Below are 23,186 nucleotides of genomic sequence, written 5' to 3'. Positions count from 1 at the left end.
CAACCGCCGCCGGGGAGCCGGTGGCGGCGGCGCGGCCGGACGCGCCCGCCGCGGACCCGGCCGCGAACGCCGACCGCGTCAAGGTCGTCGGCATCGACGCGCAGGACGGGGGGCGGTTGTTCGTCACCGCCCGCTCGGCGCCGGGCTCGACGGTCCGGCTGTACCTCAACGACACCCTGATCGCCCCCGCCGCCGTCGGCCGCGACGGAACCGTGACCTTCACCATCGGGCGCGGCGTCGCGCCGGGGGCCTACAAGGTCCGGCTCGACCAGGTCGACGCGGCCTCGGGCAAGGTCCGCAGCCGCGTGGAGGTGCCGTTCACGATGCCGGCGCCCGCGCGCAAAGCCGGGACCGAGGCGGAGCCGAAGGCGGCGCACGCGCAGGCGGCGGAAGGGTCCGACCGGACCGCGGGCACTCCCGCTTCACCACGGCTCGCCGCCGAAACCCCGGCGGCGCGTGGGCCATCCGAGCCGGGCGGCGGCGCCGACGTGTTCGTTCCGGAGGTCAGGACCGCCACGATCGCGCGCGGCGACAGCCTATGGGAGATCAGCCGGCGCACCTACGGCGCGGGCGACCGGTACTCGGTGATCTACGACGCCAACCAGGACCAGATCCGCGATCCCGACCTGATCTATCCCGGGCAGATCTTCGTGCTGCCGAGCGAGGGCGCGCCCGAGGCCGGACCGGCAGGGGAGCGCGGCTGACGGCCTGAGCGGGGCTTGCGATCCCGGGCCTCGCCCGAACGGGCCGGTCCGCCTTAAGAATTGCTGGAACCGCGCGGGGACGACGCTGTTTCGCGCTTCGATTTCGCGGGTGATCGAGAAGGTGGGCCAAGGTGGTTGCGGGCGTCGACAGGCACGAGCTTCGGCAGATCGTCGCCGGCCTCAGCGAGGGGGTGATCCTGGTCGAGCCCGACCAGACCATCGCCTACGCCAACGCGGCCGCGCTGGCGATGCACGGGGCCGAGACGCTGGGCGAGCTCGGCGAGACCGTGGAGATCTACCGCGAGCGCTTCGCCCTGCGCTACCGCAACAACCACACCCCGAACCAGTACCCGATGGAGCGGGTCGTCTCCGGCGAGCGCTTCCACGACGTCATCGTCGACGTGAAGCGCACCGACAAGCCGGGCGTCGATTTCGTCCACTCGCTGCGCAGCCTGGTGGCGACCGACCGCGAGGGCACCCCGAGCTGCCTCGCCCTGATCCTCAAGGACGTCTCGGAGCAGTTCGAGGCCGAGGACCGGTTCGAGACCACCTTCAACGCCAACCCGGCACCGGCCGTGATCTGCCGGCTGTCGGACCTGCGCCACGTCAAGGTGAACGTCGGCTTCCTGGAGATGACCGGCTACACCCGCGACGCCGTGATCGGCCGCAGCGTCTACGAGGTCGACGTGCTGGCCAACGCCCGCAACCGCGACCTCGCGATCAACCGGCTGAACGAAGGCGCCACCATCCCGCAGATGGAGGCCTGCCTCGACCTGCCGGACGGCGGCACCCGCTTCGTCATCGTCGCCGGCCAGCCGATGGAGCTCGGCGACGAGCCGTGCATGTTGTTCACCTTCGCCGACCTGGAGCTGCGCAAGAAGGCCGAGACCGCGCTCCGCCAGAGCGAGGAGCGCTTCGCCAAGGCGTTCCGCCTGACGCCGGTGCCGACGCTGATCGCGCGCGCCGAGGATTTCGCCGTCACCGGCGTGAACGAGGCCTTCGCCCGCGTCTTCGGCTACGCGGCCGACGCGATGGTGGGGCGCTCGCCCGGCGAGATCGGCCTCTGGGTCCACGATGCGGCGCGGACCCGGTTCGAGACCGCGTTGCTGCGCACCGGCTTCGTACTCGGGCTCGAGGTCTGCCTGCGCCACCAGGACGGAACGAGCCTCGATTGCCTCGCCTCGGCCGAGCGCGTCGAGATCGGCGACACGGCCTTCGCCCTCATCGTCCTGCAGGACATCACCGCGCGCAAGCGCAGCGAGCGCGAGATGTTCGAGGCGGTCGAGACGGCGATGGCCGACACGTCCTGGTTCAGCCGCGGGCTGATCGAGAAGCTCGCCAACCTGCGCCGGCCGGGCACCGACCACCGGGACGGCATCGCCCCGAACCTCACCGTGCGCGAGCGCCAGATCCTCGACCTGATCTGCCAGGGCCTGGGCGACGAGGCGATCGCGCAGCGCCTGAACCTGTCGCGCAACACGGTGCGGAACCACTCCGCCTCGCTCTACCGCAAGCTCAACGTCCACAAGCGCACGGAAGCGATCGTCTGGGGCCGGGACAACGGCTTCCCGCTGTCGCCGCCTGACAAAAAATGACCGTCCAACCAGTACGTCTGCATCATTGCCTCGCCGGATCGGCGGGCCATCTCAGGGTTCGACGTCATCCTGGCCGCCGCGGAGATCCAGCATGAGCACGCAGAAGACATCCGAGCACGCCGACAAGATCAAAGGCTCGTTCAGGGAGGCGATCGGCAAGCTGATCGGCGACGGAAAGGTCGAGACCGAAGGCAAGGATCAGCAGAAATTACCGAGCGACGGCGTGAAACCAAAGACCCGGTCCAAGCCGTAGCCTCACCCGTATCGCTCATTCCCCTCGAAAACCTAACGTAGGATAAGAACATCATGGTCGACACGGATCGGATCACGGGCGCCGCCAAGGAGTTCGGCGGCAAGGTGCAGGGCGCGGTCGGCGACCTCACCGGCTCGAAGCGCGGCTCGGTCGAGGGCCGCGCCCGCGAGGCGCAGGGCGCCGCCGAGAACCTCTACGGCCAGGCCAAGGACACCGTCCGCGATGCCGCCGACACGGTGGCCGACACCGCCCGCGACCTCGGCGGCCGCGTCCGCGACGCGGTCGGCAACCTCGTCGGGTCGGACGACGTCGAGGACCGCGCCCGCCGGGCGCAGGGCGCCGCCGAGGACGCCTACGACCGCGGCGAGCGCTACGTCCGCAGCGCCGGCGGCAAGGCCTACGACCGCGCCGGCGACGCCTACGAGGACGGCGCCCGCGCCCTACGCCAGGGCGGCGGCGCAGCCACCGGTCGGATCGCCGAGCACCCCATCGCCGCGCTGCTGGTGGTCGGCCTGCTCGGCTACGGCCTCGGCCTCCTCATCCACGGCCGCGACTGACCCGCGGGGCCCAGGCGAACCGCGCCGCGGTCCGGCGGGCCTTCGCCCTTTCACGCCCTATCCATCACCCCCTCGAACGACCGACCTTCTCGGACGACCGACGACCCCGGAGTAGCCGTACCGTGACTTCCTCTCCCATCCTCGCGACCCCTTCCACCGTCCCGAACGCCGCCGCGGCCGACACCCGCACCGTCCTGCTGAACCAGGTCTCGTGGGGCGCGATCTTCGCCGGCGCGGTCACCGCCCTGGTGGCCCAGGTCGTCCTCAACATGGTCGGCGTCGGCGTCGGCCTGTCCAGCGTCGGCAGTCCCGCCGCCGACAACCCCGCCGCCTCGACCCTGTCGATGGGCGCCGGCCTCTGGTTCGTCGGGTCCGGCATCGTCGCGTCGCTGGCCGGCGGCCTCATCGCCGGGCGCCTCTCGGGCAAGCCCATCGCGGGGGCGGCCGGCCTGCACGGCCTCGTCTCCTGGGCGGTGACGACGCTGGTCGTGCTCTACCTGCTCAGCTCCGCCGTCGGCGGCATCGTCGGCGGCGCGTTCTCGGGCGTGACCAGCACGCTGGGCGGTGCCGGCTCGCTGGTCGGCGGCACCGTGCAGACCGCGGCCCAGGCGGCTGCCCCGTCGCTGGCGCAGATCTCGAACCCGCTCGACGGGATCGAGAAGTCGGTGCGTCAGCAGGCGGCCGGCCAGGACCCGCAGGCGCTGCGCGACGCCGCCGCCTCCGCGATCCGCGCCCTGCTCTCGGGCGACCCGGCGCAGAAGGCCCAGGCCGAGAACCGCGCCGCCGACGCGCTGGCCAAGGCCCAGGGCATCCCGGCCGACCAGGCCAAGACGCAGATCCAGGGCTACGAGAAGCAGTACGAGGCGGCGCTCGCCGACGCCAAGCAGAAGGCCAAGGTCGCCGCCGAGGCCACCCGCAGCGCCGCCACCCAGGGCGCGTTCTACGGTGCCCTGGCGCTGATCCTCGGTGCGCTCGCCGGCTTCCTCGGCGGCCGCTTCGGCGCCCCGAAGCTGCCGACCCTCGTCGCCGGCTACGACCCCCGCCGCGCCTGATCCCCACCCGGCCGGCCCATACGGCCGGCCGGGACCGATCACCCACGCCACTCACCCCATTCTCTCGAAAGGAGCCATCCGATGAGCAGCACCACGGACAAGCTGAAGGGCCTCGCCAACGAGGCGGCCGGCAACGTCAAGCAGGCCGCCGGCAAGATCACGGGCAACGACGGGCTCGTCGTCGAGGGCAAGGCGCAGGAGCTCAAGGGCGAGGCCCAGCGCACCGTCGGCGAGGCCAAGGACGGCGTGTCGTCCCTGGTCGACAAGGCGACCGGCAAGCGCTGAAAGCCCACCGGCAAGCGCTGAACCCGAACGCCCTGGCCCGAAACACGGTGGGCGACCGAGCCGACGGCCCGGCCGCCCCCGACATCGTCGAATGCAGGAGAATCCCATGAACGGCGACCAGATCCGCGGTGCATCGCGCCACATCAAGGGCCGTGCCCAGACCGCGCTGGGCGGCCTCACCGGCGACCCGGCCCGCCAGGTCCGCGGCGCCGTCAACCAAGTGGCCGGCGGCGCGCAATACGCCTACGGCCGCGCCCGCGACCGTGCCGAGGATCTCCTCGACGACGGACGCGACCTCGCCCACGCGGCGCAGGACCGCGCCGGCCACTGGATCGAAGAGGGCCGCGGCGTCGCCCGCCACGCCCGCAAGCGCGGGACCGCCTACGGCCGCAGCGCCCTGCGATACGCCGACGACCACCGCAGCTCCGCCCTGCTCGGCCTCGCCGCCGTCGCCTTCGCGGTCGGCTGGCTGTCGCGCTCCAGGGACTGAAACGACGGGGCGAGCGTCCTTCGCCCTAGGCGCGGGCGCCGCCCCGGTTGGTCCATCGAGGCCGGCCGAGTCCGCGCGCCGCCCCCGACGCACAAGAACGCGCCATCATCAGGAGACGATCACGATGAAGCTGTCCCTCGCCCTCGCCGCCGCCGTCGCGGCCACCCTGGTCGGGCTGCCGGCTGAGGCGGCGCCGGCTCCCGCCGCCCCGATCGCGGCGCTCGCGCACGGCGACCTCCCGACCGGGTACGTCCAGTACCGCCGGTTCGGCCATCGCTACGGCTGGCGCGGCGGCCGCGGCTACGGCTACGGTCGCGGCTACGGCTATCGCCGGGGTCCCGGCGTCGGCGCCGCGGTCGGCGCGGGCGTGGCGGGCCTTGCGGCCGGCGCGATCATCGGCGGCGCCATCGCCAACTCGCAGGCGCAGGCAGCGCCGGTGGTGGTGCAGGGCGGACCGAACCCCGAGGCGGTGGCCGCCTGCGCCCGCCGCTTCCGCTCCTACGACGCATCGAGCGGGACCTATCTCGGCAACGACGGCGACCGCCACCCCTGCCCGTGATCGCCCATCCCGCCGGACCCGCCTACGCGACGGGTCCGGCGGGATGACGCCCTGGCTTCGTCCGTCGCTTCGACGTCTGGTGCCTTTTCGAGCCCGCAGCGTTTCCCTAGAGCATTTTCAAGCGAGGTGGATGCCGGCTCGCGTGAAGAAAATACGACTACACAGTCAGTTAGAGCATTTTCCGTGATCCGGTGATCATGGAAAATGCTCTAGGCCACTGCCCGGACCTTCCACCTTCTCAACCGACAAGGACGACCGATGAGCAAGGGCTATCCCTCGATGACCGCGCTGCTGGGCCTGCTGGCCGTGGCCGGCTACCAGAACCGCGACAAGATCGCGGAGCTGCTGAAGGGCCACGACACGGTGCCGAGCCACGACACGGTGCCGAGCCATGACACCGTGCCGAACGCTGGCACCGTCCCGCGCGTCCCCAACACCACGGCGACCGGGACCTCTGCCTCCGGCAACGGCCTCGGCACCTTGGGCAGCCTCCTCGGCGGCGTCGGCACGGCCGGCGTCGGCGGGCTCATCGCCAGCGGCCTGAGCGAGCTGGTGGACCACTTCACCAAGGGCGGCCACGGCGAGGCCGCCAGCTCCTGGGTCAACCAGGGCCCCAACCGCGACATCCGCGAGGCCGACCTCGAGCGCGCCATCGGTCCGGACACCCTCGACCACCTGACACAGCAGACCGGCCTGAGCCGGTCGGCGCTGCTGGCCCGCCTCTCGCGTGAGCTTCCCTCGGCCATCGACCGCTACGCCGCCGACGGCCGCAGCCCGGCCTGAACCCGTCGGGTTCGCGGCGGGTCCTCCGACGATCGCATCGAGACCGCATCCGGCCGTCGTGCCGGGTGCGGTCTTTCACGTTCTATGGTCCGTCATGCGAGGCGGGGAGGGGCGGGCTACGCCCGTCACCGCCAACCGAGCAGCACGACGTAGCCGGAATAGGTGAGGGCGGTGGCCATCAGGGCGAGCGCGATCGGATCCATCGCGGCCGGATAGCGGCGTCGCGGGCGCCCGGCCACCACGCGATCCGCCGCAGCGGCGGGATGACCCCGGCCCGGCGGCGTGATCGAGGACGTTTGGAAAAACAGGGCCGGCGCCTTCGAGCGACGGCCCTGCAAAGGGCCGCTCAGGCGGCCTGCATCAGCACGAAGTCGTCGGGCACCGCGTCGGTGTGGACGTCGAACTGCGCCAGCAGCGCCGTGCCGAAGCTCGTCGAGATCGCGACGTCGGTGGCGTCGCGGCCGCGCGCGATGACGATGCGGCCGATCCGGCGGGCGTCGTGGCGGGCGTCGAACGTGTACCAGCGGCCGCCGGTCGGGCCGTCGAGGTAGACCTCGAACCAGGCCGAGAAGTCCATCGGGTTGATGTCCACCGGCACGCCGATGTCGCCGAGATAGCCGGTGCAGTAGCGCGCCGGGATGTTCATGCAGCGGCACAGGGCGACGGCGAGATGCGCGTAGTCGCGGCAGACGCCGACCTGTTGGTTGTAGCCGTCGAAGGCCGAGCGGGTGGCGTCGGCGAGCTGGTAGTCGAAGCGGATGCGCTGGTGCACCCAGGTGACGATCGCCTGGACCCGCGCCCAGCCCTCCGGCGTCGTGCCGAACAGCGACCACGCGATGGCGGAGAGCTTGTCGGTCTCGCAGTAGCGCGAGCCCAGCAGGAACACGAGCACGTCGTCGGGCAGGTCCTGCACCGCGAATTGCCGCGCGGTCGGCTCGTAGGCGTCGAGCTCGCCGCTGTCGGCGATCAGGAAGTCGGCCGAGACCGTGACGCGCCCGCCCGGCGACAGCAGGCGCACGCAGGTGTTGCCGAACGCGTCGGTGTAGGTCCGCATCGGCACCGGGGGGTCGACCCGCATCGCGTCCGAGGTGAGCAGGTCGATGGCCCGCGAGGGGTGGACGTTGAGCTGGTAGGTGAGCGGCGTCGGCCCGAACGTGTCGTAGCCGATCGTGTAGCCGGTCCGGATCTTCATCGAGCGCCCCGCCGCAAGGAGGAAAGAGTTTCCAAATATCGGTAGAGGTGTTTGTTCCTGAAGCGGAAGTCCCAGGAAAGGCATTCGGCGCCCAAAGAGTCGGCAAATGGCGCGGAACCGTCGTTCCGGGCGCCGAACCCGCGACGCGCGCCGGCCGGGGGCCTGCAAGGAGCCTGCAAGAGGCCGGAAACGCGTCGCCGGCGCCGGCTCATTCCGCGGCTTCCTCGTAGCTGTCCGGGGCCGGGCAGGAGCACATCAGGTTGCGGTCGCCGTAGGCGTTGTCGACGCGGTTGACCGGCGGCCAGTACTTGTCGATGCCGCGTGCGCCCCACGGGAAGCAGGCGGCCTCGCGGGAATAGGGCCGCTCCCAGGCGCCGATCAGGTCCTGCACCGTGTGGGGGGCGTTCTTGAGCGGGTTGTTCGCCCGGTCGATCCGCCCGTCCTCGATGGCGCGGATCTCCTCGCGGATCGCCAGCATCGCGTCGCAGAACCGATCGATCTCGGCCTTGGTCTCGGATTCGGTCGGCTCGATCATCAGCGTGCCGGCCACCGGCCAGCTCATGGTCGGCGGGTGGAAGCCGCAATCGATCAGGCGCTTGGCGACGTCCTCCACCGTGACGCCGGCGCTCTTCTGGAAGGGGCGCACGTCGACGATGCATTCGTGCGCGACCCGGCCGTTCGCGCCGGCATAGAGGATCGGGTAGGCGTGCCCGAGCCGGGCGGCGATGTAGTTGGCGTTGAGGATCGCGACCCGCGTCGCCTGGGCGAGGCCGCGCCCGCCCATCATCAGGCAGTAGCTCCACGAGATCGGCAGGATCGAGGCCGAGCCGTAGGGGGCCGCCGACACCGCGCCCTCCGTGCCCGAGCGCGGATCGGAGGGCAGGAACGGGATCAGGTGCGCCTTGACGCCGATCGGCCCCATGCCCGGCCCGCCGCCGCCATGCGGGATGCAGAAGGTCTTGTGCAGGTTCAGGTGGCTCACGTCCGCCCCGATGTCGCCGGGCCGCGCCAGGCCCACCAGCGCGTTGAGGTTGGCGCCGTCGAGGTAGACCTGGCCGCCATGGGCGTGGACCACGTCGCAGAGCTCGCGCACCCGCGCCTCGAACACCCCGTGGGTCGAGGGATAGGTGATCATGCAGGCGGCGAGGTGTCCGGAATGCCGCTCGGCCTTGGCGCGGAAGTCTTCCACGTCGATGTTGCCGTCGGCGTCGGCGCCGACCACCACCACGCTCATCCCGCACATCTGCGCCGAGGCCGGGTTGGTGCCGTGGGCCGAGGACGGGATCAGGCAGATCGTCCGGTGCGCCTCGCCGCGGGACAGGTGGTAGCGCCGGATCGCAAGCAGCCCGGCGGATTCGCCCTGGGCGCCGGAATTCGGCTGCATCGAGATCGCGTCGTAGCCGGTGATCGCGCAGAGCTTGTCGGAGAGGTCGCCGATCAGCGCGTGGTAGCCCGCCGCCTGGTCGGCCGGCACGAACGGATGGATCTCGTAGAATTCCGGCCAGGAGATCGGCAGCATCTCGGCGGTGGCGTTGAGCTTCATCGTGCAGGAGCCGAGCGGGATCATCGCCCGGTCGAGCGCCAGGTCGCGGTCGGCGAGGCGGCGCATGTAGCGCGTCATCTCGCTCTCGGCCCGGTTCATGTGGAAGATCGGGTGGGTGAGGTAGGCCGAGGTGCGCACCAGCGCCTCGGGCAACCGGGCGTCCGGCCAGGCCTCGTCGTAGGCCGGGTCGTCGGCGCCGAAGGCGCGCCACACCGCCTGGAGGATGTCGGGGCGGGTGCGCTCGTCCACCGTGATGCCGATGCGGTCGTCGCCGACCTTGCGCAGGTTGACCCCGTTGGCGACCGCTTGCGCCAGGATCACCCCCTGGAACGCCCCGACCCGGACGGTGATCGTGTCGAAGAAGTGCTCGGGCTCGACCGCAAAGCCCAGATCCGCCAGCCCCCGGCCGAGGCGCACCGCGTCGCGGTGGACGCGCTGGGCGATGGCCTTCAGCCCGGCCGGGCCGTGGAACACCGCGTACATCGAGGCGATGACGGCGAGCAGCACCTGCGCGGTGCAGATGTTCGAGGTCGCCTTCTCCCGGCGGATGTGCTGCTCGCGGGTCTGCAGCGCGAGGCGGTAGGCGCGGCGGCCGTGGGCGTCGACCGAGACGCCGACGAGGCGGCCGGGCAGCGCCCGCTTGTGCGCGTCGCGCGTCGCCATGTAGGCGGCGTGCGGGCCGCCGAACCCCATCGGCACGCCGTAGCGCTGCATCGAGCCGATCGCGACGTCGGCGCCCATCTCGCCGGGCGATGTCAGCAGCGTCAGCGCCAGCGGGTCGGCGGCGACCGCGGCGATGGCGCCGGCCGCGTGCAGGGCCGCGATCGGCCCCGAAAAGTCGTGGATCGCGCCGCCAACCCCCGGGTACTGGAAGATCGCCCCGAAGACCTCGGCCGGATCGAGGTCGGCGAAGGGGCAGCCGACGACGACGCGCCAGCCCATGGGCGCCGCCCGCGTCTTCAGCACGGCGATGGTCTGGGGCAGGCAGTCGCGATCGACGAAGAAGGCGTCGGCCTTCGAGGCCGCGACGCGGCGGGCGAGGCCCATCGCCTCGGCCGCGGCGGTGGCCTCGTCCAGCAGCGAGGCGTTGGCGACGTCGAGGCCGGTGAGGTCGCAGACCAGGGTCTGGAAGTTGATCAGGGCCTCGAGCCGCCCCTGGCTGATCTCCGGCTGGTAGGGCGAATACGCCGTGTACCAGGCCGGGTTCTCGAAGATGTTGCGCTGGATCGCCGGCGGCATCGTCGTGCCGTGATAGCCCTGGCCGATCAGCGAGACGAGGACGCGGTTGCGGTCGGCGATCTCGCGCATCCGCTCGATCGCCCGGCGCTCGGTGAGGGCGGGGCCGAAGGCGTCCTCCTCCGCCAGCGGCTGCGCCTGCCGGATGTCGGGGGGCAGCGTCTCGTCGATCAGGGCCTCCAGGCTCGGCGCCCCGACGGCGGCGAGCATCGCGTCGATCTCGGCCTGCGTCGGGCCGATGTGGCGGCGGTTGGCGAAGTCGTAGGGGTCGTAATGCGCGGTCATGGCGGCGTCCCGGCTCGGAGTGGGCCTTTGGAAGGGCGAAGGGCCGCCGGCGCATCGCAGGCGGTTGTTTCGGCAGGCGGCTACTTCGGCAAGGCGGCTACTTCGGCAAGGCGGCGTAGGCGGCCTCGTCCATCAGCCCGTCCATCTCGGACGGGTCGTCGAGGCGCAGGCGGTAGAGCCAGCCATCCCCTTGCGGATCGGTGCCCACCGTCGCCGGGTCCGCGACCGCCGCGTCGTTGACCGCGACGACCTCGCCCGGGAGCGGCGCGTAGACGTCGGAGGCCGCCTTCACCGACTCGACCACCGCCGCCGCCTCGCCCTTGGCGAGCCGGGCCCCGACCTTCGGCAGCTCGATGAAGACGAGGTCGCCGAGCTGCTCGGCGGCATGCGCCGTGATGCCGACGGTGACGACCGCGCCCTCCGCCTTCAGCCACTCGTGCTCGTCGGTGAATCGCAACATGTCTTGGCTCCTGAGGGATGGGAAGGGCGGGCCGGATCAGCCGCGCTTGAATCCGGCCGGGACGAAGGGGAGGGGGACGACCTGGACGGGCAGGCGCTGGCCGCGGACCTCGGCGAGGAGGCGGGTGCCGGCGGCAGCCAGCGCTATGGGCAGCATCGCCATCGCCACCGGCGCGCCGAGGCTCGGCCCGAAGCCGCCGGAGGTCACGATGCCGACGGGCTCGGGCGCGGCGGCGTCGGCAAACAGCGGTGCTCCGGCGCGCACGGGGCTACGCCCCTCCGGGCGCAGGCCGACGCGGCGCCGGGCCGGGCCGGCGGCGATCTCGGCGAGGATGCGGGCCGCGCCCGGGAACCCGCCTTCGCGCGCCCCGCCGGCACGGCGGACGGACGGGATCGCCCAGGCCAGCCCGGCCTCAGTAGGCGTGGTGTCGGGGCCGATGTCGGACCCGTGCAGGCACAGGCCCGCTTCGAGCCGCAGGGAATCGCGGGCGCCGAGCCCGGCCGGCATCACGGACCCGTCCGCGAGCAAGGCCTCGGCCAGGGCCTCGGCGGCGAAGCCCGGCACCGAGATCTCGAAGCCGTCCTCGCCGGTGTAGCCGGAGCGGGTCACGAGGCAGTCCTGGCCGAGGATCGGGATGTCGGCGGCGTCCATGAAGCGCATCGCCGCCACCTCCGGGGCGAGGCGGGCGAGCGCGGCCTCCGCCGCCGGGCCCTGGAGCGCGACGAGCGCCCGGTCGAGCGGGGTCGCCGTCACCGAGGCGGGCAGGTTGGCCCGCAGGTGCGCAAGGTCGGCCGCCTTGTTGGCCGCGTTGACCACCAGCACCAGCCGGTCGCCGAACCGGGCCACCATCAGGTCGTCGCGGATGCCGCCGGCGGCGTCGGTCAGCAGGCCGTAGCGCTGGCGGCCGGACCTCAGCCCGAGGATGTCGGCCGGGATCAGGGCTTCGAGGGCGCGGGCGGCGTCCGCCGGGTCGTCCGCGTGAAGCGCGATCTGGCCCATGTGGGAGACGTCGAACAGGCCGGCGCCGGCGCGGGTGTGGAGGTGCTCCTTCAGCAGCCCGGCGGGATAGTGCAGCGGCATGTCGTAGCCGGAGAACGGCACCATCCGCGCGCCGCGACGCAGGTGCAGGGCATGCAGCGGGGTGCGCTGCGGCCCGGATGCGAGGGTGTCGTCGAAGGTCCCGAAGGTATCCGCATGCATCTGGTGGTTCCACGACACGAGCCGCCGAGGAACGCGGTCGCGCGCCTCGGTTGCCCCCATCTGTCGCGGTTACCTGAGAGCTTCCCCCGGACGCCGCGTCGGCGGCCTCCAAGGTTTCTCCTTCGGTGGACGCCAGGCGGCGCCTCTCTCCAGATTGTCCAACGATACGGTGATTGTGCCTGAGAGTTTCCGGGGGTGGTTGCTCCGTCGGCGCCATGACCAGTCGTCGGACCGGCCTGGGCTCTCCCGTATCGCTTTATGCGGACGCCGTCAGACTGGCATGCCTCTCAAGGGCCGGCAAGCGGCAAGCCGACAACGGGCCTTCGCTGTCACGCTTCTCGTTCGGGAGAGGGGTGTCATCGGCCGGGGAATGTTCGGGGCGCCCTCGAAAACGCGATGGACGGCGCCGACGCTTCCGGCGATACATCCTGCCAAAGATGCAGGGGAGGGTTGCGTTTGGCACAGGACATCATCCTGTCCACCACCGGGTTGACCAAGGAATTCAAGGGGTTTCGCGCGGTCAACGGCGTGACGCTCGAAGTCGTGCGCGGCACGATCCACGCGCTGATCGGCCCAAACGGCGCCGGCAAGACGACCTGCTTCAACCTGCTCACCAAGTTCCTCAGCCCGACCGCCGGGGCGATCCACTACAAGGGCCGCGACATCAGCCGCCTGCAGCCGGCCGACGTCGCCCGGCTCGGGCTGGTGCGCTCGTTCCAGATCTCGGCGGTGTTCCCGCACCTCACGGTGATGGAGAACGTCCGCATCGCGCTGCAGCGACGCAAGCACGGCGATTCGTTCGATTTCTGGCGGGCCGAGAAGGTGCTGCGCCGCCTCGACGCCGAGGCGCTGGACCTTGTCGACCAGGTCGGCCTGTCGGCGTTCTCCGGGCACCAGGCGGTGGAGCTGTCCTACGGCCGCAAGCGCGCGCTCGAGATCGCGACGACCCTGGCCCTCGATCCCGAGATGCTGCTGCTCGACGAGCCGATGGCCGGGATGGGCCACGAGGACGTGGAGCGCACCGCGAGCCTGATCCGCCGCGTCGGCAAGGACCGCACCATCCTGATGGTCGAGCACAACCTGTCGGTGGTGGCCTCGCTCTCGGACCGGATCACCGTGCTCGCCCGGGGCCAGGTGCTCGCGGAGGGCGACTACGCCACCGTGTCGAAGGATCCGCGCGTGATCGAAGCGTATATCGGGGCCGGGCATGGCTGAGGCAGGCATGGCTGAGACAGGCTTGGCTGAGGCGGCTTTGAAGACCGTATCGCGTGCGGTCCCGGACGCCCTCCTGGCGGTGCGGGGCCTGGAGGGCTGGTACGGCGAGAGCCATGTGCTCCACGGCATCGACCTCGACGTGCGGGCCGGCGAGGTGGTGACGCTGCTCGGCCGCAACGGGGCGGGCAAGACCACGACCCTGCGCGCCATCATCGGCATCCTCGGCCGCCGCGCGGGCTCGATCACCTACGAGGGCGTCGAGACGATCGCGATGGCCTCGCGCAACATCGCGCGGCTCGGCCTCGGCTACGTGCCGGAGGAGCGCGGGATCTTCGCGAGCCTGACGGTCGCCGAGAACCTGATGCTGCCGCCGGTGGTGAAGCCCGGCGGCATGTCGGTGGCCGAGATCCACACCCTGTTCCCGAACCTCAAGGAGCGGGCCGGCAGCCAGGGCACCAAGCTCTCGGGCGGCGAGCAGCAGATGCTCGCCATCGGCCGCATCCTGCGCACCGGCGCCAAGCTGATCCTGCTCGACGAGCCGACCGAGGGGCTCGCCCCCGTCATCGTCCAGCAGATCGGCCGGACGATCCGCGAGCTGAAGGGGCGCGGCTACACCATCGTGCTCGTCGAACAGAACTTCCGCTTCGCCCAGACGCTGGCCGACCGCCACGTGGTGATCGAGCAGGGGCGGGTGGTCGACGAGATCGCCAACGACGCGCTTGACGCCAATATCGACAAGCTCCACGCCTACCTCGGGGTCTGAAACACCCCGGGCATCGACGGACTCATCAGTCCGAATACGAAGAGAAACGCGACGCACGAGGCCGACGACGGACGGGCACTTGGCCCCGACGCGCAAAACGGCCGGCGCACCGAGGAGGACGGACCGGATGCTGAGACGAATGCTGCTTGCCGCCGCGCTGGGGACCCTGACGACGGCGGCCGCGCAAGCCCAGACCCCCGTCAAGATCGGCGTGCTCACCGACCGCTCCGGCGTCTACGCCGACATCGCGGGCGAAGGTTCGCTCGTGGCCGCCCGGATGGCGGTGGAAGACTTCAAGGCCGCCGACAAGGGCCTCAAGGTCGAGGTTATCGCCGCCGACCACCAGAACAAGCCCGACGTCGGCTCGGCGATCGCGCGGCAATGGTACGACCGTGACGGCGTCGACATGATCATCGACGGCGTGACCTCCTCCGTGGCCCTGGCGATCAACCAGGTCACCAAGGAGAAGAACAAGACCTTCATCGACACCGGCGCCGGCACCGCCGACCTCACCGGCGTGCAATGCACTCCCAACACCGTCCACTGGGTCTACGACACCGTGGCGCTCGCCAACGGTACCGGCGGCGCCATGGTCAAGCGCGGCGGCGACACCTGGTTCTTCCTCGCCGCCGACTACGTCTTCGGCCAGACGCTCCAGCGCGACACCACCACGGTCGTCACCAAGAACGGCGGCAAGGTCGTCGGCTCGGTCAAGACCCCGTTCCCGACCGCCGACTTCTCCTCGTTCCTGCTGCAGGCGCAGGGGTCGGGCGCCAAGGTGATCGGTCTGGCCAACGCCGGGGCCGACACCATCAACGCGATCAAGCAGGCCGGCGAGTTCGGCATCACCGAGGGCGGCCAGGCGCTGGCTGGCCTCCTCGTCTTCTCCTCCGACGTGCATTCGCTCGGCACCAAGGTGGCGCAGGGCCTGGTCCTGACCGAGCCGTTCTACTGGGACCTCACCGACGCCACCCGCGCGTTCTCGGACCGGTTCGCCAAGCAGATGGGCGGCAAGAAGCCGACCGCCAACCATGCCGGCGTCTACGCGGGCACGCTGCACTACCTCAAGGCGGTCGAGGCCCTGAAGGCGTCCTCCGACGGCGCCAAGGTGGTCGCCAAGATGAAGGAGATGCCGACCGACGACCCGCTGTTCGGCAAGGGCACGATCCGCGTCGACGGGCGCAAGATCCACGACATGTACCTGTTCGAGGTCAAGAAGCCCGCCGAGTCCAAGGGCGAGTGGGACCTCTACAAGACGCTGGCCACCATCCCCGGCAACGAGGTGTTCCGCCCGCTGAACGAGGGCGGCTGCCCCCTCGTGAAGGGTTAAGCGTGTGAGGCACCCCCGCGGCGCGCGGCGCGCCGCGGGGTCGGAACAGGCGATGGCTGAGTTGCGATGACCACGATCTTCGGCGTTCCGATGCAGGCGCTGTTCGGCCAGCTCCTGCTCGGCCTGATCAACGGCTCGTTCTACGCGATCCTCAGCCTCGGGCTGGCGATCATCTTCGGGCTCCTGAACATCATCAACTTCGCCCACGGGGCGCTGTACATGATGGGCGCCTTCGTCGCCTGGATGCTGCTCAACTACCTCGGGGTGAACTACTGGTGGGCGCTGGGGCTCGCGCCGCTGATCGTCGGCGCCTTCGGCATCGTGCTGGAGCGGGTGCTGATCGCGCGGCTGTACAAGCTCGACCACCTCTACGGCCTGCTGCTCACCTTCGGCATGGCACTGATCATCCAGGGGCTGTTCCGCAACTCCTACGGCGTCTCGGGCCTGCCCTACGCGATCCCGCCGGAACTGTCGGGCGGCCAGCGCCTGCCGTTCATGTTCCTGCCGAACTACCGCGCCTGGGTCGTGGTCGCATCGCTGGCCGTGTGCCTGGCCACCTGGCTCGTCATCGAGAAGACCAAGCTCGGCTCGTACCTGCGCGCGGCCACCGAGAACCCGACGCTGGTCCAGGCCTTCGGCGTCAACGTGCCCCTGTTCCTGACCCTGACCTACGGGTTCGGCGTCGCGCTCGCGGGCTTCGCCGGGGTGCTCGCCGCGCCGATCTACTCGGTCAACCCCAACATGGGCGCCGACATCATCATCGTGGTCTTCGCCGTGGTGGTGATCGGCGGCATGGGCTCGATCCTCGGCTCGGTCATCACCGGCTTCGGCCTCGGGCTGATCGAGGGGCTGACCAAGGTGTTCTACCCCGAGGCCTCGGCCACCGTGATCTTCGTGATCATGGTGCTGGTGCTGCTGGTGAAGCCCGCCGGCCTGTTCGGTCGGACGGCATGATCCTCTTCGCGACAGGGCTCTGACATGGCCGACACCGCCGCCATCGCGTCCGTGGACGCCGCCCCGATCCTGCCGGCGCTGTCCGAGGGTCGGGACGTGCGCGCCCTGCACCGCAAGATCATGCTCGGCATCGCCGTGTTCCTCGCGGTGGCGCCGTTCGTGCTCTACCCCGTCTTCCTGATGAAGGTGCTGTGCTTCGGGCTGTTCGCGCTCGCGTTCAACCTATTGCTCGGCTACGGCGGCCTGCTCTCCTTCGGGCACGCCGCCTATTTCGGCATGGCGAGCTACCTCTGCGCCTACGCGGCCAAGGTCTGGGGGCTGACCCCGGAGCTCGCGATCCTCTGCGGCACGCTGACGGCGGCGCTGCTCGGGTTGGTGTTCGGGGCGCTGGCGATCCGGCGCCAGGGCATCTACTTCTCGATGATCACGCTGGCGCTCGCGCAGATGGCGTTCTTCTTCTCGCTCCAGGCCAAGTTCACCGGCGGCGAGGACGGGATCCAGGCGGTGCCGCGCGGCGCCCTGTTCGGCACGATCAGCCTCGCCGACGACCGGGCGCTCTACGGCCTCGTGGCCGTGGTGTTCCTCGGCGGCCTGCTGCTGATCTACCGCATCATCCACTCGCCGTTCGGGCAGGTGCTGAAGGCGATTCGCGACAACGAGCCCCGCGCGATCTCGCTCGGCTACCGGGTGAACCAGTACAAGCTCGCGGTGTTCGTGCTCTCGGCGACGCTCGCCGGGCTCGCCGGCTCCACCAAGGCGATCGTGTTCCAGCTCGCCTCGCTCACCGACGTGCATTGGGCGATGTCGGGCGAGGTGGTGCTGATGACGCTGGTCGGCGGCATGGGCACCGTGTTCGGGCCGATCGTCGGCGCGCTGGTGATCGTCACGATGGAGACCTACCTCGCGCAGTTCGGCGCCTGGGTCACGATCATCCAGGGCGTGGTCTTCGTGCTCTGCGTGCTGCTGTTCCGCGAGGGCATCGTCGGCCTCGTCGCGCGGATCGCCCGGCGCCCGCTGTGAGCCTGGGCGGCCGAGGGAACCGGGGGGAGGGCGGGCGCGCGAGCCCGTTCGAGACCGGGCTCGACCGCTCGGCCGCCAACCACGTGGCGCTCACCCCCGTGAGCTTCCTGGCGCGCGCCGCCGACGCCTTCGCCGACCGGATCGCGGTGATCGACGGCGACCGGCGCCTGACCTACCGCGACCTCGACGCCCGTTGCCGCCGCCTCGCTTCGGCACTGCGGGGGCGCGGCGTCGGCCGGCTCGACACCGTGGCGATCCTGGCCGGCAACGTGCCCGCGATGATCGAGGCGCACTTCGCCGTGCCGATGCTCGGCGCAGTGCTGAATCCGCTCAACACCCGCCTCGACGCGGCGACGCTCGCCGCCTCGCTGGCGCATGGCGAGGCGCGGGCGCTGATCGTCGACGCGCCGTTCCGGGCGCTCGCCGAAGAGGCGTTCGAAGCCCTCCCGGAGCCGATCCTGGTGATCGCCGTGGACGATCCCGGCGGCGGCCTCGCCTACGAGGACCTGCTCGCGGAGGGCGACCCGGACTTCGCCGGGCCGGGGCCGGACGACGAGTGGCAGTCGCTCTGCCTGCTCTACACCTCGGGCACCACCGGGGACCCGAAGGGCGCGGTCTACAGCCACCGCGGCGCCTACCTTCAGGCGCTCGGCAACGCCCTCGCCTTCGGGCTCTCGGCCGACAGCGTCTACCTCTGGACGCTGCCGATGTTCCACTGCAGCGGCTGGTCGTACCCCTGGGCGGTGGTGGCGGCCGGCGGCACGCAGGTCTGCCTGCGCAAGGTCGAGCCGGCCGCGATCTACCGGGCGATCGCCGAGCAGGGCGTCACGCATCTCTGCGGCGCGCCGATCGTGCTGTCGATGATCGTCGACGCGCCGGACGCCGTGCGCGTGCCGTTCCCGCAACGCGTGCGCTGCGCCACCGGGGGCGCGGCGCCGCCCTCGACGGTGATCGCGGCGATGGAGGCGCTCGGCTTCGCGGTGACCCACCTCTACGGCGCCACCGAGAGCTACGGCCCGGCGACGATCTGCGTGCCCGGCCCCGACTGGGACGCGCTCGCGCCGGCCGAGCGCCACGGCCGCATGGCCCGCCAGGGCGTGGCGCTGCCGACCGTCGCGGCCGCCCGCGTCGTCGATCCCGCGACGCTGGCGCCGGTGCCGCGCGACGGCGCCACGGTCGGCGAGATCGGCTTGCGCGGCAACACGGTGATGAAGGGCTACCTGAAGAACCCCGAGGCGACGGCGGCGACGCTCGGCGCCGGCTGGTACCTGTCGGGCGACCTCGCGGTGCAGCACCCCGACGGGCAGATCGAGATCAAGGACCGCGCCAAGGACATCATCATCTCCGGCGGGGAGAACATCTCCAGCCTCGAGATCGAGGAGGTTCTGACGCGGCACCCCGCGGTGATGCTCGCGGCCGTGGTGGCGCAGCCCGACGCCACCTGGGGCGAGAGCCCCTGCGCCTTCCTCGAGCTGAAGGCCGGTGCGCCGCAGCCGAGCGAGGCGGACGTCGTCGCGTTCTGCCGGGCCGGGCTCGCCCGCTTCAAGGTGCCGAAGCGGATCGTGTTCGGCCCCCTGCCGAAGACCGCCACCGGCAAGATCCAGAAGTTCGTGCTGCGCGAGCAGGCCCGCGCTCTTTAGGATCTCACAGGCTCTCATGGGTCGGAACCCGCGAGGTCCGGCGGAAAGCCCCTCCTGCCGTCACCTGCCGTATGCGCGCATCTCGCCACGCATCTTGAAGGAGTTGCGGGTCCCCTCTCCCGTTCGGGCAGGGCGATCGCCGATGGCGATCGGCTCTTCGGAAACCCGCGGGCAGCACCTTCGTCATCCCGGGGCCGCGCAGCGGAGCCCGGGATCCGGAAACGCAGGTCGCGCAGGACCTTGCACGGTCGGCGGCTCTGGATTCCGGGCTCGCCTGCGGCGCCCCGGAATGACGGCGTGGTGCCATCTACGATCGCCCTGCCGTGGGGACGGGGCCGCGCCGTGCTCCGCATGATCGGTCCGGGCCGGGCTCGCCGACAGGTGTGGATCCGATGGCGGCGGTCGCTGGGGCCGGACCCTGAAGGCGAGATCATCGCGGGCTGGTGGACGCCGTGCGAAACACGCGGACATGGTCGTTACGCTTCGTTAACCATCCGCTCGCCATCCTGTGCACTTCAAGCCGGGAGCGAACGTGGTGACCAAGACCCTGACCCTCAGCTTCGACGACCCCACCGCCGAGTGCCCGCTGCCGCCGGACGCGCTCGGCCGCATCTCCCGCGCCGACCCGGAGACGGTGTCGGCGATGGTCTGCGAGATCCCCGAGGCGACCCGCGCGCGGCTCGCGGTCTACCTCTACGGCCGCAGCCACACCCACGAGCTCGGCATCCGGATCGCGGCCACCTGCGACGGTGCCGTGCTGCGCCGGGCCGCCGGCCTCGTCGGCAACACCCTCTACGACCTGTCGCGCCGGCCCTACGCGCCCCCGAGCTACGGCAGCCACCGCGCGTCGGGCAGCCGGATCAGCCTCGGCGGACCGCGCCTCGACAGCCGTCGCGCCTGAATCCGCGGGACGTGGTAGGCACGGCCCCTCTTCGAGGGATGCCGGCATGTCGTGGATCAGCCTCACCCGGTTGCGGCTTCGCGGCTGGCGCTTCGTGCCCGGGTTCGCGTGGTACGCGGTCCGGTCGAGCCGCCAGGCCGCCAAGGCCGCCGGCTACCTCGACGGCGCGCTGCTCAACGACGCCAAGCTGACCTTCTGGACCGTGACCGCCTGGGCCGACGAGGCGGCGATGCGCGCCTACGTTCTGTCCGGCGACCACCGCGCGGCGATGGGAAAGCTCAGCCGCTGGTGCGACGAGGCCTCCGTCGCCCACTGGAACGGGACCGGCCTGCCGGACTGGGCGGAAGCCGACCGGCGGATGCGCGAGACCGGGCGGCCCTCCAAGGTCCGCCACCCGTCGCCGGTCCACGCCGCGCTCGCCTACGCTCCGCCGCGCACCACGCGCGGCGGCCGCCTCCCGCCCGCAGCCGGCTGAGCCGGACGGGTCAGCCCGGCTTCCGCTCGTCGCCCTTGAGTTCCGCAAAATCGGATTGCGCGAAGGCCAGGCCCCGGAACGGGTCGTCGGCGGTGCCGTCGTGCTCCAGGCGGCGGAGCTGGACCCGGCGGATCTTGCCGGAGATGGTCTTGGGCAGCTCCGCGACGAACTCGATCGCGCGCAGGCGCTTGAACGTCGCGAGCCGGGCGTTGGTGAAGCGGAAGATGTCCAGCGCGGTCTCCCGCGTCGCCTCCGCGCCGCCGACGAGCGACACGTAGGCCTTCGGGATCGTGTAGCGGATCGCGTCCGGCGCCGGCACCACCGCGGCCTCGGCCACCGCCGGATGCTCGATCAGCACGCTCTCCAGCTCGAACGGGCTGATGCGATAGCCGGACGACTTGAACACGTCGTCGGCGCGCCCGACGAAGGTCAGCGTCCCGTCCGGCTCGACGAAGGCGACGTCGCCGGTGCGGTAGAGCGGCCCGTCCGCGCCGGAGAGGTGGCCTGCGCCGTCGTCGTAGCCCTGCATCAGGCCGGCCGGTCGGTCGGCGCCGAGCGCCAGGCAGACCTCGCCCTCGGTGGCCGGCCGGTCGTCGATGTCGAGGATGCGGACCGTGTAGCCCGGCAGCGGCCGGCCCATGGCGCCCGGCTTCACCGTCTGGCCGGGCGTGTTGGCGACCTGCGCCGTGGTCTCGGTCTGGCCGTAGCCGTCGCGGATGGTCAGGCCCCAGGCGTCGCGCACCCGCTCGATCACCTCCGGGTTGAGCGGCTCGCCGGCGGCGCACACCTCGCGCAGCGCCAGGTCGTGCCCGGTCAGGTCCTCCTGGATCATCAGCCGCCACACCGTTGGCGGCGCGCACAGCGTGGTGACGCGGCAGCGGGCGAGCACCGCCAGCAGGGCGGTGGCCGAGAACGGCGCCTGGTTGACCACGAACACGGTGGCGCCCGCGTTCCAGGGGGCGAAGATCGAGGACCAGGCGTGCTTGGCCCAGCCGGGCGAGGAGACGTTGCAGTGGACGTCGCCCGGCTGCAGCCCGAGCCAGTACATGGTCGAGAGGCTGCCGACCGGATACGAGCGGTGGCTGTGCCGGACCAGCTTCGGCTTCGCCGTGGTCCCCGAGGTGAAGTACAGCAGGAACGGGTCGTCGGCCCCGGTCTCCGCGTCGGGCGCGAACGTGTCGGCTTGCGAGAACGCCGCCGCGTAGGCGTGCCAGCCCGGCGCGTCCGGCCCGGTCGTCAAGCGCACGACCGATCCCATGTCGAGGCTCGCGGAGTCGAGGCCCGCGAATTTCGGCACCTGATCGGGCCCGGCCACGATCAGCCGCGGCCGCCCGCGCTCCAGGCGGTCGGCGAGTTCGCCGTCGGTGAGCAGCGTGGTCGCCGGGATCACGATCGCCCCGAGCTTCATCGCCGCCAGCATCGTCTCCCACAGGGCCGGCACGTTGCCGAGCAGCAGCAGCAGGGTATCGCCGCGCCGCAGGCCCAGCGACCGCAGGTGGTTGGCGACCTGGTTCGAGCGCCGGCTCATCTCGGAGAACGAGATCCGGGTCTCCACCCCCGAGGCCGCGTCGACGATCCACAGGGCCGTCCGGTCGCGGCTTTCCGGGTCGGTCGCGAGGCCGGCGTCGAACCAGTCGAGCGCCCAGTTGAACACCGTCTCGTCCGGCCATCGGAAGCCCGCATAGGCCGCCGCGTAATCGGTGCGGTGGGCCAGCAGAAGGTTGCGGGCTTCGCGAAAGCTCGGCATCGGCGTTCTCCCTGGATTTTTGGTGGCTGTTCCGTTTTCTTGTTTTTGATCGGTGTTTTACGGAAACGAGGAACCGGATGCGCCTCTCCCTCCCCCTCTGCGGGGGAGGGGATGGCGGCCCTACCCGTGCGTGAACTTGGCCGCGCGCTTCTCGACGAAGGCGGCCATGCCCTCCTTCTGGTCCTGCGTGGCGAACATCGCGTGGAACACGCGGCGCTCGAAGCGGACGCCCTCGGTGAGCGTGGTCTCGTAGGCGCGGTTGACCGCCTCCTTGGTCATCATCGCGATCGGCTTCGACATGCCGGCGATGGTCTCGGCGACTCGCATCGCCTCCTCCACCAGCCCGTCGGCGGGGACGACCCGCGAGACCAGGCCGGCCCGCTCGGCCTCGGCCGCATCCATCATCCGGCCGGTCAGGCACATCTCCATCGCCTTGGCCTTGCCGACGAACCGGGTCAGCCGCTGGCTGCCGCCGATGCCGGGCATCACGCCGAGCTTGATCTCCGGCTGGCCGAACTGGGCGGTGTCGGCGGCCAGGATCAGGTCGCACATCATCGCGAGCTCGCAGCCGCCGCCGAGCGCGAAGCCCGCCACCGCCGCGACGATCGGAATCCGCAGGGCGGTGAAGCGCTCCCAGTCGGCGAAGCGATCGCCGGCATACATCTCGGCATAGGTGGCGCTCTGCATCTCCTTGATGTCGGCGCCGGCGGCGAAGGCCTTGGCCGACCCTGTGATCACGATGCAGCCGATCCCCGGGTCGGCGTCGGCGGCGCTCGCCGCCGCGATCAGCTCGCGGGTGAGCTGGGCATTGATCGCGTTCAGCGCCTTCGGCCGGTTCAGGGTGATCAGGCGGACGCGGCCCCGCGTCTCGGTGAGGATCGTCGAATCCCCGGTCGCATGGTCTTGCCCGGTCGCATGGTCTTGCCCGGTCGAATGGTCTTGCATGG

General features: G+C 71.3%; 23 protein-coding genes and 1 riboswitch. Of the genes, 17 read left to right on the top strand and 6 right to left on the bottom strand.

Annotated elements, in window-relative coordinates:
• The 9 genes from FV234_RS02315 to FV234_RS02275 form a co-directional block, all read left to right on the top strand.
• Positions 1 to 704 (top strand): LysM peptidoglycan-binding domain-containing protein (locus FV234_RS02315; RefSeq protein ID WP_147827968.1); only part of this gene is annotated, 704 nt, incomplete at its 5' end.
• A 131-nt stretch (positions 705 to 835) separates the two neighbouring features.
• Positions 836 to 2,299, top strand: a complete 1,464-nt coding sequence (locus tag FV234_RS02310; RefSeq protein WP_147827967.1) for a helix-turn-helix transcriptional regulator — start codon at positions 836 to 838, stop codon at positions 2,297 to 2,299.
• A 91-nt stretch (positions 2,300 to 2,390) separates the two neighbouring features.
• The gene (locus FV234_RS02305) at positions 2,391 to 2,552 is read left to right on the top strand and encodes a CsbD family protein (protein WP_147827966.1); all 162 of its coding nucleotides are present in this window, start codon (positions 2,391 to 2,393) and stop codon (positions 2,550 to 2,552) included.
• Positions 2,553 to 2,605: 53 nt separating this feature from the next.
• Positions 2,606 to 3,109 carry a CsbD family protein gene (locus tag FV234_RS02300; RefSeq protein WP_147827965.1) on the top strand — a complete coding sequence of 168 codons (504 nt, stop codon included), beginning with the start codon at positions 2,606 to 2,608 and terminating at the stop codon, positions 3,107 to 3,109.
• A 122-nt stretch (positions 3,110 to 3,231) separates the two neighbouring features.
• Positions 3,232 to 4,161, top strand: coding sequence for a PhnA-like protein (locus FV234_RS02295; protein WP_147827964.1), 930 nt, complete (start codon positions 3,232 to 3,234; stop codon positions 4,159 to 4,161).
• A gap of 81 nt (positions 4,162 to 4,242) precedes the next feature.
• Positions 4,243 to 4,446, top strand: a complete 204-nt coding sequence (locus FV234_RS02290) for a CsbD family protein (RefSeq protein ID WP_147754004.1) — start codon at positions 4,243 to 4,245, stop codon at positions 4,444 to 4,446.
• Between the two features lie 106 nt (positions 4,447 to 4,552).
• Positions 4,553 to 4,936 (top strand): CsbD family protein, encoded by a 384-nt coding sequence (locus FV234_RS02285; RefSeq protein ID WP_147754005.1) that lies wholly within the window; start codon positions 4,553 to 4,555, stop codon positions 4,934 to 4,936.
• 124 nt (positions 4,937 to 5,060) lie between these two features.
• Positions 5,061 to 5,495, top strand: a complete 435-nt coding sequence (locus FV234_RS02280) for a BA14K family protein (RefSeq protein WP_147827963.1) — start codon at positions 5,061 to 5,063, stop codon at positions 5,493 to 5,495.
• Between the two features lie 258 nt (positions 5,496 to 5,753).
• Positions 5,754 to 6,278 (top strand): YidB family protein, encoded by a 525-nt coding sequence (locus FV234_RS02275; RefSeq protein ID WP_147827962.1) that lies wholly within the window; start codon positions 5,754 to 5,756, stop codon positions 6,276 to 6,278.
• A 346-nt stretch (positions 6,279 to 6,624) separates the two neighbouring features.
• On the opposite strand, the gene FV234_RS02270 is transcribed toward FV234_RS02275, so the two are convergent.
• From FV234_RS02270 to gcvT, 4 genes are all read right to left on the bottom strand, one after another.
• On the bottom strand, positions 6,625 to 7,470 hold the full coding sequence (locus tag FV234_RS02270; RefSeq protein WP_147754008.1) for a transglutaminase family protein: 846 nt from the start codon (positions 7,468 to 7,470) through the stop codon (positions 6,625 to 6,627).
• Positions 7,471 to 7,678: 208 nt separating this feature from the next.
• On the bottom strand, positions 7,679 to 10,534 hold the full coding sequence (gcvP, locus tag FV234_RS02265) for an aminomethyl-transferring glycine dehydrogenase (protein WP_147827961.1): 2,856 nt from the start codon (positions 10,532 to 10,534) through the stop codon (positions 7,679 to 7,681).
• A 97-nt stretch (positions 10,535 to 10,631) separates the two neighbouring features.
• Entirely contained in the window at positions 10,632 to 10,994 is a 363-nt protein-coding gene (gene gcvH / locus FV234_RS02260) for a glycine cleavage system protein GcvH (RefSeq protein ID WP_147827960.1), read from the bottom strand.
• A gap of 36 nt (positions 10,995 to 11,030) precedes the next feature.
• Positions 11,031 to 12,194, bottom strand: a complete 1,164-nt coding sequence (gene gcvT, locus FV234_RS02255; protein WP_147827959.1) for a glycine cleavage system aminomethyltransferase GcvT — start codon at positions 12,192 to 12,194, stop codon at positions 11,031 to 11,033.
• Positions 12,195 to 12,351: 157 nt separating this feature from the next.
• A riboswitch (glycine riboswitch) is annotated at positions 12,352 to 12,453 on the bottom strand.
• A 197-nt stretch (positions 12,454 to 12,650) separates the two neighbouring features.
• Between gcvT and FV234_RS02250 the strand changes: the two genes are divergently transcribed.
• The 8 genes from FV234_RS02250 (at position 12,651) to FV234_RS26575 (ending at position 20,492) form a co-directional block, all read left to right on the top strand.
• Complete coding sequence (locus FV234_RS02250; protein WP_147752112.1) at positions 12,651 to 13,409, top strand: ABC transporter ATP-binding protein; 759 nt, start codon at positions 12,651 to 12,653, stop codon at positions 13,407 to 13,409.
• A 7-nt stretch (positions 13,410 to 13,416) separates the two neighbouring features.
• The gene (locus FV234_RS02245) at positions 13,417 to 14,172 is read left to right on the top strand and encodes an ABC transporter ATP-binding protein (protein WP_210250838.1); all 756 of its coding nucleotides are present in this window, start codon (positions 13,417 to 13,419) and stop codon (positions 14,170 to 14,172) included.
• Positions 14,173 to 14,299: 127 nt separating this feature from the next.
• On the top strand, positions 14,300 to 15,502 hold the full coding sequence (locus tag FV234_RS02240; protein WP_147752109.1) for an ABC transporter substrate-binding protein: 1,203 nt from the start codon (positions 14,300 to 14,302) through the stop codon (positions 15,500 to 15,502).
• 66 nt (positions 15,503 to 15,568) lie between these two features.
• Positions 15,569 to 16,456 (top strand): branched-chain amino acid ABC transporter permease, encoded by an 888-nt coding sequence (locus tag FV234_RS02235; RefSeq protein ID WP_147752108.1) that lies wholly within the window; start codon positions 15,569 to 15,571, stop codon positions 16,454 to 16,456.
• Between the two features lie 24 nt (positions 16,457 to 16,480).
• The gene (locus FV234_RS02230) at positions 16,481 to 17,476 is read left to right on the top strand and encodes a branched-chain amino acid ABC transporter permease (RefSeq protein ID WP_147752107.1); all 996 of its coding nucleotides are present in this window, start codon (positions 16,481 to 16,483) and stop codon (positions 17,474 to 17,476) included.
• Positions 17,473 to 19,116 (top strand): AMP-binding protein, encoded by a 1,644-nt coding sequence (locus FV234_RS02225; RefSeq protein ID WP_187273552.1) that lies wholly within the window; start codon positions 17,473 to 17,475, stop codon positions 19,114 to 19,116. The genes FV234_RS02230 and FV234_RS02225 overlap by 4 nt, the downstream gene beginning before the upstream one ends.
• Positions 19,117 to 19,651: 535 nt before the next feature.
• Positions 19,652 to 20,017, top strand: coding sequence for a hypothetical protein (locus tag FV234_RS02220; protein ID WP_147752106.1), 366 nt, complete (start codon positions 19,652 to 19,654; stop codon positions 20,015 to 20,017).
• Between the two features lie 46 nt (positions 20,018 to 20,063).
• Complete coding sequence (locus FV234_RS26575) at positions 20,064 to 20,492, top strand: DUF3291 domain-containing protein (protein ID WP_147815298.1); 429 nt, start codon at positions 20,064 to 20,066, stop codon at positions 20,490 to 20,492.
• 10 nt (positions 20,493 to 20,502) lie between these two features.
• On the opposite strand, the gene FV234_RS02210 is transcribed toward FV234_RS26575, so the two are convergent.
• Together FV234_RS02210 and FV234_RS02205 are read right to left on the bottom strand one after the other, a co-directional pair.
• Positions 20,503 to 22,239, bottom strand: coding sequence for an AMP-binding protein (locus FV234_RS02210; protein ID WP_147827958.1), 1,737 nt, complete (start codon positions 22,237 to 22,239; stop codon positions 20,503 to 20,505).
• A gap of 120 nt (positions 22,240 to 22,359) precedes the next feature.
• On the bottom strand, positions 22,360 to 23,184 hold the full coding sequence (locus tag FV234_RS02205; protein WP_147827957.1) for an enoyl-CoA hydratase: 825 nt from the start codon (positions 23,182 to 23,184) through the stop codon (positions 22,360 to 22,362).
• Positions 23,185 to 23,186: the final 2 nt, after the last annotated feature.

It is taken from the genome of Methylobacterium sp. WL8, assembly GCF_008040045.1.
GTDB lineage: Bacteria > Pseudomonadota > Alphaproteobacteria > Rhizobiales > Beijerinckiaceae > Methylobacterium > Methylobacterium cerastii.
The sequence above is the reverse complement of the archived record's forward strand: the minus strand, read 5'-3'. Positions and strand labels throughout refer to the sequence as shown.